The sequence below is a fragment of the Streptomyces sp. NPDC017943 genome (assembly GCF_044328425.1).
Lineage (GTDB): Bacteria > Actinomycetota > Actinomycetes > Streptomycetales > Streptomycetaceae > Streptomyces > Streptomyces djakartensis_A.
On record NZ_JBIRHH010000002.1, the window covers coordinates 965,130 to 981,975 of the forward strand.

The 16,846-nt window shown below is 73.7% G+C and carries 14 protein-coding genes and 1 pseudogene; 8 read left to right on the forward strand and 7 right to left on the reverse strand.

The genetic code is table 11. From position 1 onward, the window contains the following. Positions 1-114 precede the first annotated feature (114 nt). Positions 115-1,284, forward strand: coding sequence for an ATP-grasp domain-containing protein (locus tag ACH4C6_RS09300; protein ID WP_398107897.1), 1,170 nt, complete (start codon positions 115-117; stop codon positions 1,282-1,284). On the opposite strand, the gene ACH4C6_RS09305 is transcribed toward ACH4C6_RS09300, so the two are convergent. From ACH4C6_RS09305 to ACH4C6_RS09330, 6 genes are all read right to left on the reverse strand, one after another. Next, positions 1,236-1,754, reverse strand: coding sequence for a cupin domain-containing protein (locus ACH4C6_RS09305; RefSeq protein ID WP_398107898.1), 519 nt, complete (start codon positions 1,752-1,754; stop codon positions 1,236-1,238). The genes ACH4C6_RS09300 and ACH4C6_RS09305 overlap by 49 nt on opposite strands. Before the next feature lie 115 nt (positions 1,755-1,869). Continuing rightward, complete coding sequence (locus ACH4C6_RS09310) at positions 1,870-3,210, reverse strand: 6-phospho-beta-glucosidase (RefSeq protein WP_398107899.1); 1,341 nt, start codon at positions 3,208-3,210, stop codon at positions 1,870-1,872. Positions 3,211-3,432: 222 nt separating this feature from the next. Beyond that, positions 3,433-4,287: an oxygenase MpaB family protein gene (locus tag ACH4C6_RS09315; RefSeq protein ID WP_398107900.1), complete on the reverse strand. Its 855-nt coding sequence runs from the start codon at positions 4,285-4,287 to the stop codon at positions 3,433-3,435. A 74-nt stretch (positions 4,288-4,361) separates the two neighbouring features. Further along, a complete protein-coding gene (locus ACH4C6_RS09320; RefSeq protein WP_398107901.1) occupies positions 4,362-5,243 on the reverse strand; it encodes an SDR family oxidoreductase in 882 nt (293 codons plus the stop codon). A 37-nt stretch (positions 5,244-5,280) separates the two neighbouring features. Then, positions 5,281-6,900, reverse strand: coding sequence for a phytoene desaturase family protein (locus ACH4C6_RS09325; protein WP_398107902.1), 1,620 nt, complete (start codon positions 6,898-6,900; stop codon positions 5,281-5,283). Then, the gene (locus ACH4C6_RS09330; protein WP_398107903.1) at positions 6,893-7,411 is read right to left on the reverse strand and encodes an SRPBCC family protein; all 519 of its coding nucleotides are present in this window, start codon (positions 7,409-7,411) and stop codon (positions 6,893-6,895) included. Before ACH4C6_RS09330 ends, ACH4C6_RS09325 begins: the two co-directional genes overlap by 8 nt. 258 nt (positions 7,412-7,669) lie before the next feature. On the opposite strand from ACH4C6_RS09330, the gene ACH4C6_RS09335 reads away from it, so the two are divergent. After that, positions 7,670-7,951 (forward strand): hypothetical protein, encoded by a 282-nt coding sequence (locus ACH4C6_RS09335; RefSeq protein WP_398107904.1) that lies wholly within the window; start codon positions 7,670-7,672, stop codon positions 7,949-7,951. Positions 7,952-8,183: 232 nt separating this feature from the next. Next, positions 8,184-9,578 (forward strand): glycoside hydrolase family 16 protein, encoded by a 1,395-nt coding sequence (locus ACH4C6_RS09340; RefSeq protein WP_398107905.1) that lies wholly within the window; start codon positions 8,184-8,186, stop codon positions 9,576-9,578. 93 nt (positions 9,579-9,671) lie between these two features. On the opposite strand, the gene ACH4C6_RS09345 is transcribed toward ACH4C6_RS09340, so the two are convergent. Beyond that, entirely contained in the window at positions 9,672-10,553 is an 882-nt protein-coding gene (locus ACH4C6_RS09345; RefSeq protein WP_398107906.1) for a helix-turn-helix domain-containing protein, read from the reverse strand. A gap of 156 nt (positions 10,554-10,709) precedes the next feature. Between ACH4C6_RS09345 and tkt the strand changes: the two genes are divergently transcribed. From tkt to ACH4C6_RS09370, 5 genes and pseudogenes are all read left to right on the forward strand, one after another. After that, on the forward strand, positions 10,710-12,785 hold the full coding sequence (gene tkt / locus ACH4C6_RS09350; protein ID WP_398107907.1) for a transketolase: 2,076 nt from the start codon (positions 10,710-10,712) through the stop codon (positions 12,783-12,785). Positions 12,786-12,804: 19 nt separating this feature from the next. Then, positions 12,805-13,950, forward strand: coding sequence for a transaldolase (tal, locus tag ACH4C6_RS09355; RefSeq protein WP_398107908.1), 1,146 nt, complete (start codon positions 12,805-12,807; stop codon positions 13,948-13,950). Beyond that, positions 13,947-15,620, forward strand: coding sequence for a glucose-6-phosphate dehydrogenase (gene zwf / locus ACH4C6_RS09360; protein ID WP_398107909.1), 1,674 nt, complete (start codon positions 13,947-13,949; stop codon positions 15,618-15,620). The genes tal and zwf overlap by 4 nt, the downstream gene beginning before the upstream one ends. Beyond that, positions 15,617-16,552: a glucose-6-phosphate dehydrogenase assembly protein OpcA gene (gene opcA, locus ACH4C6_RS09365; protein WP_398107910.1), complete on the forward strand. Its 936-nt coding sequence runs from the start codon at positions 15,617-15,619 to the stop codon at positions 16,550-16,552. Before zwf ends, opcA begins: the two co-directional genes overlap by 4 nt. Beyond that, positions 16,545-16,846: pseudogene (locus tag ACH4C6_RS09370) on the forward strand (glucose-6-phosphate isomerase); the annotation flags it as partial. The gene opcA and the pseudogene ACH4C6_RS09370, both read left to right, overlap by 8 nt.

The window sequence follows — 16,846 nt, forward strand, 5'->3', positions numbered from 1 at the left end:
CCCGACACCGCCGCCGTGAACTCCCCTTCGAGCAGGGCGGTTTGGTGACCCTCCCTCCTCCTGCCCGGGCACGGGCCGCCGAGCCCTGCCCGCGAACCGTGAAAGGCGGCCCGGATGGTCTCTCGCGTACGCGTCTGGCTCAACCGCACGTACGCGGAGAACGTGTTCTTCATGGATCAGCTGCGGAGGAATCCCGACGACCGGGCCGTCGAGATCCACGCCACGCACGGCGACCCGGACTCGCCCGTCCTGGCCGCCGCCGACACCGCGGAGCCGGAACCCGGGAACCTGTCCCCGGCCGGGTACGTCGAGTACGCGCTGGACCAGTGCGCGCGGCGCGGCATCGACGTGTTCGTGCCCCGGCTCCACCAGGCGGCGATCGTGGCGCACCGCGCCGAGTTCACGGCGGCCGGCACCGCGCTGCTGGCACCGACGCCCGAGGCGGTGGCCCTCTTCGCGGACAAGGTGGTCGCCTACGAGGCGGTCCAGTCGATCGGCGTGCCCGTACCGCCCTGGTGGAGGGTCCGCACTGCGGAAGAACTCCTCGCCGCGGTCGAGGAGTTGGAGGCCGCCGGGCACCGGGCCTGCTTCAAGCCGGCCTCCGGGGCGGGCGGGGTGGGCTTCCGCGTGATCACCCGCAGCCCTTTCTCGCTGGCCCAGCTCGACGGGTTCCCCGGCCCGTACGTGCCGCTCGACCTGGTGCTGGAGGCACTGCACGGGGCCGGGGAGCCCGTCGACTGGCTGGTGATGCCCCGCCTGGAGCAGCCCGAGGTGTCGGTGGACTGCCTGACCGGCACGGACAACCGGGTCCGGCTGGCCGTCGGCCGCACCAAGAACGGCCGGCGCCGCGGCTTCACCCTGCACGAGCAGTGGCTGGAGCCGGCCCGGCGGATCGCCGAGGGCTTCGGTCTGCACCACCTGTCCAACATCCAGTTCCGCATGTTCGGCGAGCGGCCCGTGCTCATGGACGTCAACACCCGCCCGGCGGGAGGGTTGCACCAGCTGTCCCTGTGCGGTGTCAACGCCCCGTGGGCCGCGGTGCGACTGGCCCTCGGCGAGGACCCGGGCGAGATCGTCCCGCCGTTCCTGGGGCAGGACTACACGGTGGTGTCCGGGCCGCGCCCGCTGCGGCCGGTGTCCGTCCCGAAGCAGCGGCAGGCGGCCTGCGAGCCGCTCCCGGCGGTGCCCGCCCCGGCGGGCCCGGTCGACGCGGGCGCAGCGGCCGCGGCGCCCCTTCAGGACCTGGCTGCGAGCGCCTCGCGCCAGACGGGGCTGTCCACGTAGTGGTTGTCGAAGCGCTCCGAGGAGGCAGCGATCTCCTCGGGGGCGGCTTCGCCCCGCATCACCCGGCCCAGCAGCCGCAGGTAGTCGAACCGGCCCGCGCCCGGGGTGAAGACGAACAGCACGTCGGCCGTCTCACCGGGCGCGGCGGCGAAGGCGTGCGGGGTGTGCGGGGGCACCAGCAGGAAGTCGCCGGCCCGCAGCACGGTGATCTCCTCGCCGACCAGGACCTGGAGCGCACCGTCGAGCACGAAGAACAGCTCGGCCGCCTGGGTGTGCAGATGGGCGGGCGCGCCGACCGCGCCCTCGGCGAAGGTCGACCGGTAGCTGGTGAGCCGGCCGCCGGTGTCCGCGGAGTCGGCGAGGAGGGTCATCACACTGCTGGGGTCACGGGTCTGCTCCGCCTCGGCGGCGCGGGTGAGGACCGGCGGGAAGTCACGGGCGGGGGACGTCTGCTGCTGCGTCGTCGTCATGATGACGAGCCTAGGCAGCCGGGTGACCCGAGGCAGGGGGCATTCCGCTGCCGGTTTCGTGGGTCAATCCGGTGCGGGCGGGAGCGAACGGGGGACGGCACTCACCCGACGGCGTTCATCTCAGGTACGCCAGCCCCGGGTGGGCCTCGGTGTAGCCCTCGACCAGCTTGCGGGCCACGTTCACGGAGTCGACGAGGGGGTGCAGTGCGAAGGCCTTCACGGCCGTCGCGCGGGATCCCGTCCGGGCGGCGGCCAGGACCTCGCGCTCGACGGCCTTGACCGCGCAGACCAGCCCGGTGGCGTGGCCGGGCAGCGGGTCGACGGCGAGGGGGTGGGCGCCGTTGGCGTCGACCAGGCAGGGCACCTCGATGACGGCCTCGCCGTCGAGCACCGACAGGGTGTGCCGGTTGCGGACGTTGAGGATCAGGGTGGTGCGCTCGTCGCGGGCGATGGCCCGCATCAGGGCGAGGGCGACCTTCTCGTAGCCGCCGGACAGGTCGTCCTCGTCGCGCTCGCCCGCGCCCGCGCTCTCGCGGTTCTCGGCCATGTAGGTGGCCTCGCGCTCGGCACGGGTGTCGTCCCAGGCCTTCAGGGCGGAGGTCCCCGGGTCCGCGACCTCGGCGTAGAAGCGGGCCTGCTGGTCGCGCAGGAAGGCGCCGCGGGTCTTCTCCGCCTGCCGGTAGGCGCTCACGGCCTCACGGTTGAAGTAGTAGTAGTGCAGGTACTCGTTGGGGACGGCGCCCAGGGAGCGCAGCCAGTCGGCGCCGAAGAGCTTGCCCTCCTCGAAGGAGCCGAGCAGTGCCGGGTCCGCGAGCAGGCGCGGCAGTTCGTCCCGGCCGGCCACGTGCAGGCCGCGCACCCAGCCGAGGTGGTTGAGGCCGACGTAGTCGATGAACGCCTCGCCCGGGTTCCGCACGCCCAGCACGCGGGCGATGCGGCGGCCGAGGCCGACCGGTGAGTCGCAGATCCCGATGACGCGGTCGCCCAGGTGGCGGGACATGGCCTCGGTGACCAGTCCGGCCGGGTTGGTGAAGTTGATGACCCAGGCGCCGGGGGCGAGCCGGGCCACGCGCGCCGCGATGTCCTCGGCGACCGGCACCGTGCGCAGGCCGTAGGCGATGCCGCCGGCGCCGACCGTCTCCTGGCCGAGGACGCCCTCGGCCAGCGCCACGCGCTCGTCGTCCGCCCGGCCCTCCAGGCCGCCGACGCGGATCGCCGAGAACACGAAGTCGGCGCCGCGCAGCGCCTCGTCGAGGTCGGTGGTGGCGCTCACCTCGGGGGCGTCCGGGACACCCACGGCCTGTTCGGCGAGGACGCGCGTCACCGCCGAGAGCCGTCCCGCGTCCGGATCGTGCAGGACGACGCTGGTCACGCGGCCCTCGGCGTGGTCGGCCAGCAGGGCCCCGTACACCAGCGGCACGCGGAAGCCTCCGCCGCCCAGAATCGTCAGTCTCACCGGGTTCCTCCGCCTCCGTAGGCTGCGCGCGGCACGCCGGGGACTCCCGACACGCGCCGCCTCGTTCGACGTGCCCGGCCGCGGGTACGCTCCGGCCCGCAGGCCCGCAGGCCCGGGCCACCGCGGTGCCCCCGGCGTCCGTCGTCGTTCGGCCGACACGCCGTGAACCTTACTCATCTGTACGGCCGGGGCCGGACCCCGCGCGCACCCGGTGAGGCGGGCTCACGTCTCCTGGGGCGGCGGGGTCATGGCCCAGCGGATGGTCCGGGTCAGGGCGAGGCCGGCGGGTCGTAGGGCGAGGTCCTCGACGACCGGGACCCGGGGCAGCCACAGCAGGGAGCGGGCCCAGGGGGGCAGCGCGGTGACGGCGTTGGCGACGAGCCCGCCGTAGAAGGGCCGTACGGCCAGCGGCAGGGGCGGCCGGAACAGCAGGAAGCGGGCGGCGGCCCGCGCCTCGGGCGTGGCCCGCAGCTCGGGCCGGTAGGCGGCCAGCCGCCCGGTCAGCTCGCGGCGGTCGCGCGGCGGGTCGACCGCGCCCAGGGCCTCGGCGACCCGCGCGGTGTCGGCGACGTAGGCGTCCTGGCCGGCCGCGTCCAGGGGGCGGGCGCCGTAGCGGGTGTGGGCGCGCAGGAAGCTGTACGCCTCGGCTGCGTGGACCCAGCCGAGCAGGTGCGGGTCGGCCGCGTGGTACGGCTCGCCGTCGGCCGTGGTGCCGCGGATCCGCTCGTGGATGGCGCGTACCTGGTCGACGGCCCGCTGCGCGTCGTCGGCGGTGCCGTAGGTCGTCACCGCCAGGAAGGTGCTGGTGCGTTGCAGCCGCCCCCACGGGTCGCCGCGGTAGCCGGAGTGCCCGGCTACGGCCGCCATGGCCAGCGGGTGCAGGGACTGCAGGAGCAGCGCGGTCAGCCCGCCGATGAACATGGAGGCGTCGCCGTGGACCGTGCGGATCGGCCGGTCGGGGCCGAACCAGCGCGGTCCCGGTGTGTCGTGGATGCGGGCGCGGGTCTGCGGTCCGCCCGGGCCGGCGACGCGCCGGAACAGGGCCCGGCCCAGTTGCTCACGGACCTCGGTCAGCACGGTCGGCCTCCCTTCTCCCGTTCTCCAGTGTCCGGCATGGGCCCGCCCGTCCGGGAGGGGGCGGGACGCCGGTGTCAGGAGCGGTGGTCCGCCGCCCTGCGGTCGGCCTCGCCCCCGGCCCCGAGCGGCCCGGTGGAGCGGAGCGGGTCCCGGGCCTCCAGCCGGGGCAGCGTGCGGCGCGTCACCCGCAGCACCACCGGCGGCAGGGCCGGGCGCACCGGCTGCGTCAGCCGCAGCCAGGCCGGCGCGTAGACGGCCGTGCGGCGGCGCTCCACGGCCCGCACCAGCCGGGCGGCCACGACCTCCGCCGGGTACACGCGGCGGGCCGGCGCGGGCATGTGACCGCGCAGTTCCCGCAGCACGTCGTACCGGTCGAAGTCGCGGATCATCTCGGTGTCGGTCCAGTTGATGTAGGCGATGCCCACGGCGACACCCCGGTGCGCCACCTCCGCCCGCAGGGAGTGCGCGAAGGCCTCGACGCCCGCTTTCGAGGCGCAGTAGGCGCTCATCAGCGGGGCGGCGCCGATCGACGCCAGGGAGGCCACCTGGAGGTGGTAGCCGGCCGTCTCCAGCAGGTCCGGCAGGAACACGCGGGCCGTGTGCGAGCTGCCCGTGAGGTTGACCTCGATCACGCGGCGCCAGGAGGCCGGGTCGGAGGCGAGGAACGCGCCGCCCTCGGCGATCCCCGCGTTGGCCACCACGGCCGACGGGCGGCCGAGGGCGGACCGTACGGTGTCCGCGGCGGCGTGCAGGGCGTCCAGGTCGGTGACGTCCGCCGCGACGGCCAGGGACGGCCCCGGCAGGGACGCGGCGACGGCCTCGAGGGAGCCCTTCTCGTGCCCGAGGAGCGCCACCCGGGCGCCGCGCCGGGAGGTCTCGCGCGCCAGCGCGGCGCCCACACCGCGGGCGGCTCCGGTGATGACGACCGTGCGTCCGGCCAGTGGGCTGCTGTGCATGGGGGCCTTCCTTCCCGGCCGCGTCGCCGCGGCCGGCTCAGCGCCGGCTTCCGGTGCGGTCGCGGTGGGCCAGGAGCCGCTGCACGCCCGCCATCCCCGGCGCGCGGTGGCGGCGCAGCGCGGCCCGGGCGGCGTTGGCGCCGGGCGCGCCGTGCACCCCGCCGCCCGGGTGGGCCCCGGAGGAGGCGAGGTACAGGCCCGGCACGGGGGTCTCCGGGCGGCCGGTGCCCGGCAGGGGGCGGAAGAAGAGCTGCTGGTGCATGGCGGTCGTGCCGCCGTTGATGGCACCGCCGGCCAGGTTGGCGTCGAGCGCCTGGAGGGTGGGGGGCGCCAGGATGCGGCGGCCGCGGACGAGCGCGCGGAAGCCGGGTGCGAAGCGCTCCACCTGGCGCTCCATGCGGTCCGCCATGAGCTCCTGCTCCTTGGCGTCCCAGCTGCCGGAGATGCCCTCGTCGGCGGCGTCGGCGCGGACGTCGTGCGGGAGGTGGGTGTAGGCCCAGGCCGATTCGGTGCCGCGCGGGGAACGGGAGGCGTCGGAGGTGGTCATCTGCCCGAAGATCAGGAACGGGCGGTCCGGGACCTGCCGCATGGCGATCTGCGCGGCGAAACGGGTCAGCTCGTCCATGCCGTCGGCGAGGTGCACGGTCCCGGCCCGGGACGCCTGCCCGGCCTGCCAGGGCACGGGGCCGTCCAGGGCCCAGTCGACCTTGAAGGTGGCGAAGTCCCACTGGAAGTTCCGCAGGTCCCGCAGCAGTTGCGCGGGCAGGTGCTCGGCTTCGACGAGTTCGCCGAACAGGGCGGGCACCGACACGTCCGCCAGCACGGCGCGCCGGGCCCGCACGGCGTCACCGCCCGCCGTGCGCACGCCCAGCGCCCGGCCGCCGCCGACGACGACCCGCTCGACGCGCTGTCCGCACCGCACCCGCCCGCCCCGGCTCTCCAGACGCCGCACCAGGGCCGCGGTGAGCGCGCCGGAGCCGCCGGCGGGGACGGGAAAGCCGTAGGTCTGGCCCAGCATGGCCATCAGCCAGCCGAAGCCGCCGCTGCCCGCCGACTCGGGGGCGAGGTCGGCGTGCAGCGCGTTGCCGGCGAGGAGCAGCCGGCCTCCCTCGCCGCGGAACTCCTCCTCGCCGAGCCGGCGCACCGGCAGCACCAGGGAGCGGGCCAGGCGCAGCCCGCCCGCCGCGCGCAGCCGCAGGCCGAGCCGCGCCGCGGCGCGCACCGGCGGGAACGGCGTGAACAGGGCGTCCACGATGTCGCCGCGCAGGCCCTCCCAGACGTCGTGCAGCCGCTGCCAGGCCTCGCCGTCGCCCGGCGCGAAGGCTTCGAGGGACGCGGCGGTGGTCCCGGGGTCGCGGTCCAGCAGCGCGCAGCGGCCGTCGGAGAGCGGATGGGCGACCACGCTGGGCGCATGGCTCCACCGCAGGCCGTGCTCCTCCAGGCGCAGCCCCGCCACGACGGGCGAGGCCGCGGCGAGCGGGTAGAAGGAGCTGAACATGTCATTGACGTAGTCGGCGTGCACGCCCCGGTCGTGGCGCACCGCGCCGCCGGGTTCGGGCTGCTCCTCCAGGACCTCGACGCTCCACCCGGCGTCCGCCAGGACGTTCGCCGCGACCAGGCCGTTGGGGCCCGCGCCGATCACCACGGCATCAGGCACGGCCGGCTCCGCCCGCCCCGTCGGCCGCGGTGACCTGGCCGAGCGGACGCCGGGTCTCGTACGCGTCGTCCTCCTCCTCGTCCGTGCCCTCGCACAGCCGGGCCAGCCGGGCCAGCATGGCGCGGTGGCGCAGCTGGATCAGGGCCTCGAAGCCCACGTTGTGCAGCCGGCCGCCCGCGCCGCGCAGGGGGTGTTCGTCGACGATGACCAGGCAGTTCTCGCCCCACGGCCGTAGTTCGATGGCGATGCGCGCGGTGCCGAGGACACCGGCCTTGGCCTCCAGCTCCAGCCGGCTGCCCTCCTCGCAGACGCGGACCACCGTCTCGTTGTCCAGCTGCACCGGTCCGAGCCGGACCTGGTAGGCGATGGCCGCGTCCTCGTGCGGCCAGTGCCCGCGCACGGGGTGGGACTCGGAGGTGCCCACCACCCATTCCGCGTAACGGTTGCCGTCGGCGAGGACCTCCCACACCGCACTCGGCGGGACTCGGATCAGGTGATGGCGAACGGCCACGGAAACCTCCTGCTGCCTGGACCGGTCGGTCAGTCGTCCACCCCGGGTTCCCCGGCGAGCCCGCTTCAACAGCGTCGGCTTCCTCCCTCAGCCGGATGGAGGGGGTGGCTTCCCCGGCCCCGGGCCGGCGGACCGCCGCCGCGGGGCGGGCCCCGGCGTCCCGGAGTCCAGGCCGGTGGGGCAACCGTCCCGGCTCGCCGGCTGTCGAACGAGGCGGGGCCGCCCGACGGCACTCGTGACGGGGGGGAGGAACCGGTGATGGCAGGAGCGGACCGGGCCCGGAGGTGGGCGCGACGGCCGGCCGCACACCCCTGGCAGCGGCACGGGCTGCGACTGCTGTTCATGGCTGCGCTCGCGGGGGCCATGGGCCTCGGCGCCGCCTGGGCAGGGCTGCCGCAGTGGACGCTGGTGATCGGCGTCCTCGTGTGCCTGATCGTCGACGACGCGGCGGGTCGGTACGTGCGGAAGTGGTCTCCCGGCCCGAGGCGGTCGAGCGCGGGGAGCCCGGACGGGCCGCCGACCGGTCCCCCGGCCGAATGACCCGCAGGGTACGCCGGGCGACGGCGTCCCGCCGGGCACCAGTAGGCCCAGACGCCCAACTCCCCCCTCACTCGCACCTTTTGATCCCGTCCAGCCCGCCCACCCGTTCCACGTTTCCATGGCTTCACCTCTTGACGACCGGCGCACCAGAGAGCACATTGGCGGCACTTTGAGAGCGCTCTCAGCCCTCCTCCCCAAGCGTTCTCCCCCTCCCCGTACCGAGAGGCCCCCCATGAGCGAAACCTCCGGCACCTCCCCCAGACCCCGGCGCCTGCGGCGCGCGCTCGTCGCCGTGGCGGGCGCCCTCGGACTCGCGGCGGCCGCCGCCGGTGTCGGCGCGCCCTCCGCGAGCGCCTCCGCCCCGCCTCCCCCGTCCGGCTGGACCCAGGTGTTCGCGGACGACTTCAACGGCCCCGCAGGCAGCGGCGTCGACACCGGCGCCTGGCAGTACGCCACCGGCAAGGGCTATCCGGGCGGCCCCGCCAACTGGGGCACCGGCGAGATCGAGACGATGACGAGCAGCACCGACAACGTCTCCCTCGACGGCAACGGCAACCTGCGCATCACGCCCCGCCGGGACGCCTCCGGCAACTGGACCTCCGGCCGCATCGAGACCAGGCGCACCGACTTCCGGCCCCCCGCCGGCGGCACACTGCGCGTGGAGTCGCGCATCCAGGTGCCCAACGTCACCGGGGCCGCCGCGAAGGGCTACTGGCCGGCGTTCTGGATGCTGGGCGCTCCCTACCGCGGCAACTACTGGAACTGGCCGGCCGTCGGCGAGCTGGACATCATGGAGAACACCCAGGGCATGAACACGGTGTTCGCCACGATGCACTGCGGCACCTCGCCCGGCGGCCCCTGCAACGAGACGAGCGGGATCGGCGGTTCGACCACGTGCCAGGGCACGACCTGTCAGGCCGGTTTCCACACCTACCGGATGGAGTGGGACCGCTCGACGAGCGTGGAGGAGATCCGCTTCTTCCTGGACGGCGCCAGGTTCCACACGGTGCGCGCCGACCAGGTCGACGCGACGACCTGGCGCAACGCCACGGACCACGGTTACTTCATCATCCTCAACGTGGCGATGGGCGGCGGTTTCCCGGACGCGTTCGGCGGCGGCCCCGACGGCGGCACGCAGCCCGGGCACGCCATGGTCGTCGACTACGTCCAGGTGCTGTCGTCCGGCGGGGGCACCACGCCCCCGCCGACCGGCAACCGCGACGCCTACGGCACCATCCAGGCCGAGTCCTTCGACGGCCAGTCCGGCGTCATCACCGAGACCACCTCGGACTCCGGCGGCGGCCGGAACATCGGCGCGATCGCGAGCGGGGACTGGGTGCAGTTCAGGGGCGTCGACTTCGGCTCCACGGCGGCCCGGCAGTTCAGCGCCCGGGTCGCGAGCGGCGCGGCGAGCGGCGTCAGCGGACTGGTCGAGGTGCGGCTGGACAGCCGCAGCAACGCGCCCGTCGGGAGTTTCGCGGTGGGCAGCACGGGCGGCTGGCAGTCGTGGCGGACGATCCCCGCGAACATCGGCGGCGTGACGGGCACGCACGACGTGTATCTGACCTTCACCAGCGGTCAGCCCGCGGACTTCGTGAACGTCAACTGGTTCACCTTCGCCCGCTGACCGGACCCGGCCAGGGGCTCCACGCGCGCGTGGGGCCCCTTTTCACCTGCGCGGACCCCTTCTTCACGTGGGCGGGGGCGCGGTGCGCCGTCCTCAGCGCAGTTCCGCACGGAACGCCGCCGGGGTGCGGTCGGTGTGCTGGTGGAAGAACTTGGAGAAGTTCGCCGCGTCGGGGAAGCCGACCGCCGCGCCGATCCGGCCGATGGGCAGGTCGGTGTGGGCGAGGAGCCGCTTGGCCTCCAGGACGACGCGTTTGTCGATGAACGACTTGGGGGTCTCGCCGGTGGCGGCCCGGACCGCGCGCACCAGGGTGCGGCGGGAGTAACCGAGCGCGTCGGCGTAGGCGCTGACGCTGTGGTTGGAGGCGAAGTCCCGCTCGACGGCGTCCCGGAACAGGGTGAACGTGGAGTCGGAGCGCTGCCGCGGCGCCTCGGCCGAACTGGCCGCGAGGTGCGCGAGCCGCAGCAGGAACGCCGTCAGGCTGTGGCGCAGCACGGCGGTGTGCAGGCTGAGCGGCAGCGTGGCGGTGTCCTCGTACTCGCGTCGCAGCTGGTCCAGGGCGGCCCGCAGACCGGCGAGTTGCGCCGGGTCGGGGTGCAGCAGCGGCGGCAGGTCGTAGCGGTACAGGCCCGTGGCCTCGACGGTGGAGCGCGGCAGGAAGCCGGGTTGCATGGTCAGTGCCGTTCCGCGGTACTCGCTGCCGGGCGAGAAGCGGTGGACCTGCCCGGGGCGGATCCACAGCAGGTCCCCGGCGCCGGCCTCGTACTCGGTGAAGTCGACCATGTGCCGTACCGGGCCCGCGCCGAACAGCAGGACGACGTGGAAGTCGATGCGGTGCACGCGGTCCAGCGGAACACCGGTGGCCCACGCGTCGCCCATCGGCGCGACCTGCACGCCGACGCCGCCGACGCTCAGCTCGACCGGGAAGGGGAACGTCGCGATCCCGTCGCCGCCTTGGGGGGTTCTGTCTGCCATGTCCGCCTCGTGCCGCCCGTCCGCACGACGTGCCGCCGCCCGGTGTCCCACTTTCACCACAGGCTGACACACCGCGACCTTCCCTCGAAAAAGTCAGACTTTTAGTTTTGAACACGTCAGAGCAGAACCTCCGCTCCCCCAGAGGACTTCTTGAAGATGAGCACGCAGACAGCGGACAGCTTCGAATGGACCGAACTCGACCGGCGTGCCGTCGACACCGCCCGTCTGCTGGCGGCGGATGCCGTGCAGCGGGTCGGCAACGGCCACCCGGGCACCGCGATGAGCCTGGCCCCGGCCGCCTACACGATCTTTCAGAAGGTGATGCGGCACGACCCGGCCGACCCCGAGTGGGCGGGCCGTGACCGCTTCGTCCTCTCCCCCGGCCACACCTCGCTGACCCTGTACACGCAGCTGTATCTCGCGGGCTACGAGCTGGAGCTGGACGACCTCAAGGCCTTCCGTACCCAGGGCTCCAGGACCCCCGGCCACCCGGAGTACGGGCACACCGCGGGCGTGGAGACCACCACCGGCCCGCTCGGCCAGGGCGTCGCGAACGCCGTCGGCATGGCGATGGCCGCCCGTTACGAGCGCGGCCTGTTCGACCCGGACGCGCCCGAGGGGGAGTCGCCCTTCGACCACACCGTCTGGGCGATCGTCTCCGACGGCGACCTCCAGGAGGGCGTATCCGCGGAGGCCTCCTCCCTCGCCGGCCACCAGAGGCTGGGCAACCTGGTCTTCCTCTACGACGACAACCACATCTCCATCGAGGGCGACACCGCGACCGCCTTCTCCGAGGACGTGCTGAAGCGCTACGAGGCCTACGGCTGGCACGTGCAGCGCGTCGTGCCGCGGGAGGACGGCGACATCGACGTACCCGCGCTGTACGCCGCCCTGAAGGCGGCGCAGGCGGAGACCGGACGCCCCTCGATCATCGCGATGCGCACCGTCATCGCCTGGCCCGCCCCGAACGCCCGCAACACCGAGGCCTCCCACGGCTCGGCGCTGGGCGAGGACGAGGTCGCCGCTACCAAGCGACTCCTCGGGTTCGACCCGGAGCGTTCCTTCGAGGTCGCCGACGAGGTGCTGGCCCACACCCGCGGGGCGCTGGACCGGGGCGCGCAGGCCCATGCGAACTGGGACAAGCGGCTCGCCGCCTGGCGCGCCGACCACCCGGAGCGGGCCGTCACGTTCGACCGGGTGAGCAAGGGCGAGCTGCCCGAGGGCTGGGAGGACGCCCTGCCGGTGTTCGAGCCCGGCAAGGCCGTCGCCACGCGTGCCGCGTCCGGCACGGTGCTCCAGGCGCTCGGCGAGGTCGTCCCCGAGCTGTGGGGCGGCTCGGCCGACCTGGCCGGCTCCAACAACACCACCATCGACAGGACCAGCTCCTTCCTCCCGGCGGGCAACCCGCTGCCGGAGGCGGACCCGTACGGCCGCACGATCCACTTCGGCATCCGCGAGTTCTCCATGGCCGCGGAGATGAACGGCATCGCGCTGCACGGCAACACCCGCATCTACGGCGGCACCTTCCTGGTGTTCTCCGACTACATGCGCAACGCCGTACGCATGTCGGCGCTGATGCAGCTGCCGGTGACGTACGTGTGGACGCACGACTCCATCGGCCTGGGCGAGGACGGCCCGACGCACCAGCCGGTCGAGCACCTCGCGTCGCTGCGCGCGATCCCCGGCCTGAACGTCGTCCGCCCGGCCGACGCCAACGAGACCGCCCTCGCCTGGGCCGAGATCCTGCGCCGCCACGGCACCGCGCCGGCGCCGCACGGCCTGACCCTGACCCGGCAGGGCGTACCGACCTACGAGCCGGACCCGGACGTGGCGCGCGGCGGCTACGTGAGGTTCGAGGCGGAGGGCGGCACGCCCCAGGTGATCCTCATCGCCACCGGCTCGGAGGTGCAGCTCGCCGTCGAGGCGCGCGAACAGCTCCAGGCGGCCGGTGTGCCCACGCGGGTGGTGTCGATGCCGTGCGTGGAGTGGTTCGAGGAGCAGCCGCGCGCCTACCGGGAGAGCGTGCTGCCGCCGTCGGTGACGGCCCGGGTCGCCGTGGAAGCCGGGATCGGCCTGACCTGGCACCGGTTCGTGGGCGACGCCGGCCGCATCGTCTCGCTGGAGCACTTCGGCGCCTCCGCCGACGCCAGGACCCTGTTCGCCGAGTACGGCTTCACGCCCGAAAACGTCGTCGCCGCCGCGCGCGACTCCCTCGCCGCCGCCCGCGGCTGATCCGTTCGCACGAAAGAAGATGATCACTGTGACCGAAGCGACCGCACCCGCGGGAGCCCTGCAGCGCCTGTCCGACGCGGGCGTGTCGATCTGGCTCGACGACCTGTCGCGCCGGCGGATCGAGTCCGGCGACCTCGCCGGTCTGGTGGCGCGGCGGAACGTCGTCGGCGTCACCACCAACCCCTCGATCTTCTGGGCCGCCATCGGCTCCGGCGCGGGCTACGAGGAGCAGCTCGCCGACCTGGCGGTGCGGGGCGTGGGCGTGGACGAGGCCGTCCGGATGCTGACGACCGCCGACGTCCGGGCCGCCGCCGACGTCCTGCGGCCGGTGTACGACGCCACCGGCGGGCGGGACGGCCGGGTCTCCATCGAGGTGGACCCCCGGCTGGCCCACGACACGGCGGCCACCGTGGCCGAGGCCCGGCAGCTGGCCTGGCTGGTGGACCGCCCCAACGTGATGATCAAGATTCCGGCGACACGGGCCGGCCTGCCCGCGATCACAGAAGTGGTCGGAGCGGGTATCAGTGTCAACGTGACGCTGATCTTCTCCCTGGAGCGGCACCGCGAGGTCATGGACGCCTACCTCGCGGGGCTGGAGCGGGCGCGGGCGGCCGGGATCGACCTGTCGGCCGTCCACTCGGTCGCGTCCTTCTTCGTCTCGCGCGTCGACGCCGAGATCGACAAGCGGCTGACGCTGCTGGGCACGGACGAGGCCCTCGCCCTGCGGGGCCGGGCGGCTCTGGCCAACGCCCGGCTCGCCTACGCGGCATACGAACAGACCTTCGACGGGGAGCGCTGGCAGAGCCTTCAGCGCGCCGGAGCCAACCGGCAGCGCCCCCTTTGGGCCTCCACCGGTGTGAAGGACCCCGCCTACAAGGACACCCTGTACGTGGACGGGCTGGTCGCCCCCGGCACGGTCAACACCATGCCGGAGGCCACGCTGAACGCCGTCGCCGACCACGGCGACGTCCGGGGCGACACCGTCACCGGCGGTTACGACCGGGCCCGCGAGGACCTGGCGGCCGTCGAACGGCTCGGCATCGCATACGACGAGGTGGTGCGGCAACTGGAGGACGAGGGAGTGGCCAAGTTCGAGGTGGCCTGGCAGGAGCTGCTGGACGCGGTCACCAAGTCCTTGAACGACGAGGGAGTTGACGCCGGATGAGCGAGGACATCCACCGGACGGCCGAGCAGGAGACCAAGGGGACCAAGGAGGAGAAGGAGGCCCTGGCCGCCCAGGAGGCGGCGGGGGTCGAGCCCACGGGAGTGGGCGGCGAGGAACGGGCCGCCCCGCCGGCCCGGCGCGCCGACGCCCCCTTCGACAACCCCCTGCGCGACCCGCAGGACCGCCGCCTGCCCCGGATCGCGGGCCCCTCGGGGCTGGTCATCTTCGGTGTCACGGGCGACCTGTCCCGCAAGAAGCTGATGCCGGCCGTGTACGACCTGGCCAACCGCGGCCTGCTGCCGCCGGGCTTCTCGCTGGTGGGTTTCGCCCGCCGGGACTGGGAGGACCAGGACTTCGCGCAGGTCGTGCACGACGCGGTCAAGGAGCACGCGCGCACCCCGTTCCGCGAGGAGGTCTGGCAGCAGCTCGCCGAGGGCATGCGGTTCATCCCGGGCGACTTCGACGACGACTCGGCGTTCGAGCAGCTGCGCTCCGCCGTGGAGGAGCTGGACTCCTCCCGGGGCACCAGCGGCAACTACGCGTTCTACCTCTCGGTGCCGCCGAAGTTCTTCCCCAAGGTCGTCGAGCAGCTGAAGAAGCACAAGCTGGCCGACGCGCCGGAGGGGTCCTGGCGCCGCGCGGTCATCGAGAAGCCGTTCGGCCACGACCTGGAGTCGGCGCAGGAGCTCAACCGCGTCGTGCACGAGGTGTTCGACCCGGAGCAGGTCTTCCGGATCGACCACTACCTGGGCAAGGAGACCGTCCAGAACCTGCTGGCGCTGCGTTTCGCCAACACGATGTTCGAGCCGATCTGGAACCGGTCCTTCGTGGACCACGTGCAGATCACCATGGCCGAGGACATCGGCATCGGCGGCCGGGCGGGTTACTACGACGGCATCGGCGCCGCCCGCGACGTCATCCAGAACCACCTGCTCCAGCTGATGGCGCTCACCGCGATGGAGGAGCCGGCCGCGTTCGACGCCCCGTCGCTGCTCACCGAGAAGCTGAAGGTCCTCAAGGCCGTGCGGCTGCCGCAGGACCTGGGGGCGAACACCGTGCGCGGGCAGTACGCGGCGGCCTGGCAGGGCGGTGCGAAGGTGCGCGGCTACCTGGAGGAGGACGGCATCGACCCCGCCTCCACGACCGACACCTACGCGGCGATCAAGCTCCAGGTGGACAACCGCCGCTGGGCCGGGGTGCCGTTCTACCTGCGCACCGGCAAGCGGCTGGGCCGCCGGGTGACGGAGATCGCGGTCGTCTTCCAACGGGCCCCGCACTCCCCCTTCGACTCCACGGCCACCGAGGAGCTCGGTTCGAACGCGATCGTCATCCGCGTCCAGCCGGACGAGGGCATGACGGTCCGCTTCGGCTCCAAGGTGCCGGGCACGTCCATGGAGATCCGCGACGTGACCATGGACTTCGCCTACGGCGAGTCGTTCACCGAATCGAGCCCCGAGGCGTACGAACGGCTGATCCTGGACGTCCTCCTGGGCGACGCCAACCTGTTCCCCCGTCACCAGGAAGTGGAAGAGTCCTGGAAGATCCTCGACCCGATCGAGCAGTACTGGGCCACGCACGGCCGGCCCGCGCAGTACGCCTCGGGCAGCTGGGGACCCGAGGAAGCCGACGAGATGCTCGCACGAGACGGACGGAGCTGGCGCAGGCCATGAAGATCGACCTGACCGACACCACGGCAAGCAAGATCAACAAGGCGCTGGTGCAGGGCCGCCGCGCCATCGGCACGCCCGCCGTGGGCATGGTCCTGACGATGGTGATCGTCACGGACGAGGAGAACGCCTACGACGCGATCAAGGCGGCCGAGGAGGCCTCGCACGAGCACCCCTCGCGCACGCTGGTCGTCATCAAGCGGCACGCCCGCACCCCGCGCGACCGCCAGTCCTCCCGGCTGGACGCCGAGGTCCGGGTGGGCGCCGACGCCGGTACCGGCGAGACGGTGATCCTGCGGACCTACGGCGAGGTGTCCGAGCACGCCGACTCGGTCGTCCTGCCGCTGCTGCTGCCGGACGCGCCCGTGGTCGTGTGGTGGCCCATGGACGCCCCCGAGGTGCCCTCCAAGGACCCGCTCGGAGCGCTCGCCCAGCGGCGCATCACCGACCTGTACGCCGTCGGCAACCCCCTGGAGGTCCTGGAGAGCCGGGTGCGCGCCTACGCGCCCGGCGACACCGACCTCGCCTGGACCCGGCTGACGCCCTGGCGGTCGATGCTCGCCGCGGCGCTCGACCAGGCCCGGGAGAAGGTGACCTCGGCGGCCGTGGAGGCCGAGGCCGAGAACCCGGCCGCCGAACTGCTGGCGCGGTGGCTGGAGGCCCGGCTGCACGTCCGGGTCGACCGCGTGGTCACCGCCGGACCGGTCGTCACGGCCGTCCGCCTGGGTACCGGGAACGGCGAGATCGTGATCGACCGCCCCGAAGGACCGCTGGCCACACTGACGCTGCCCGGCCAGCCGTCCCGGACCCTCGCCCTGAAGGTCCGTGCCACCTCCGAACTCATCGCCGAGGAGCTGCGGCGCCTCGACGCGGACGAGATGTACGCCATCGCCCTGAACGGCGAGGCAACCGAGGAGACCCCTGCCCATGTCTGACTCCCCCGCCGGCACCCCCCGGCTCACCGCGCGGCCCGAGTGGACCGCCCTGGCGGAGCACCGCACCGACGCCCTGCCGCAGCCGAGCCTGCGCGAGCTGTTCGCTGCGGACCCGGGGCGCGCGGAGCGCTATGTCGTGCGCGTCGGTGACCTGCGCATCGACTACTCCAAGCACCTGATCACGGACGAGACGCTCGCCCTGCTGCGGGAACTGGCCGTGGCGACGGACGTGTTCGGGTTGCGGGACGCCATGTTCCGCGGTGAGCGGATCAACACCACGGAGAACCGGGCCGT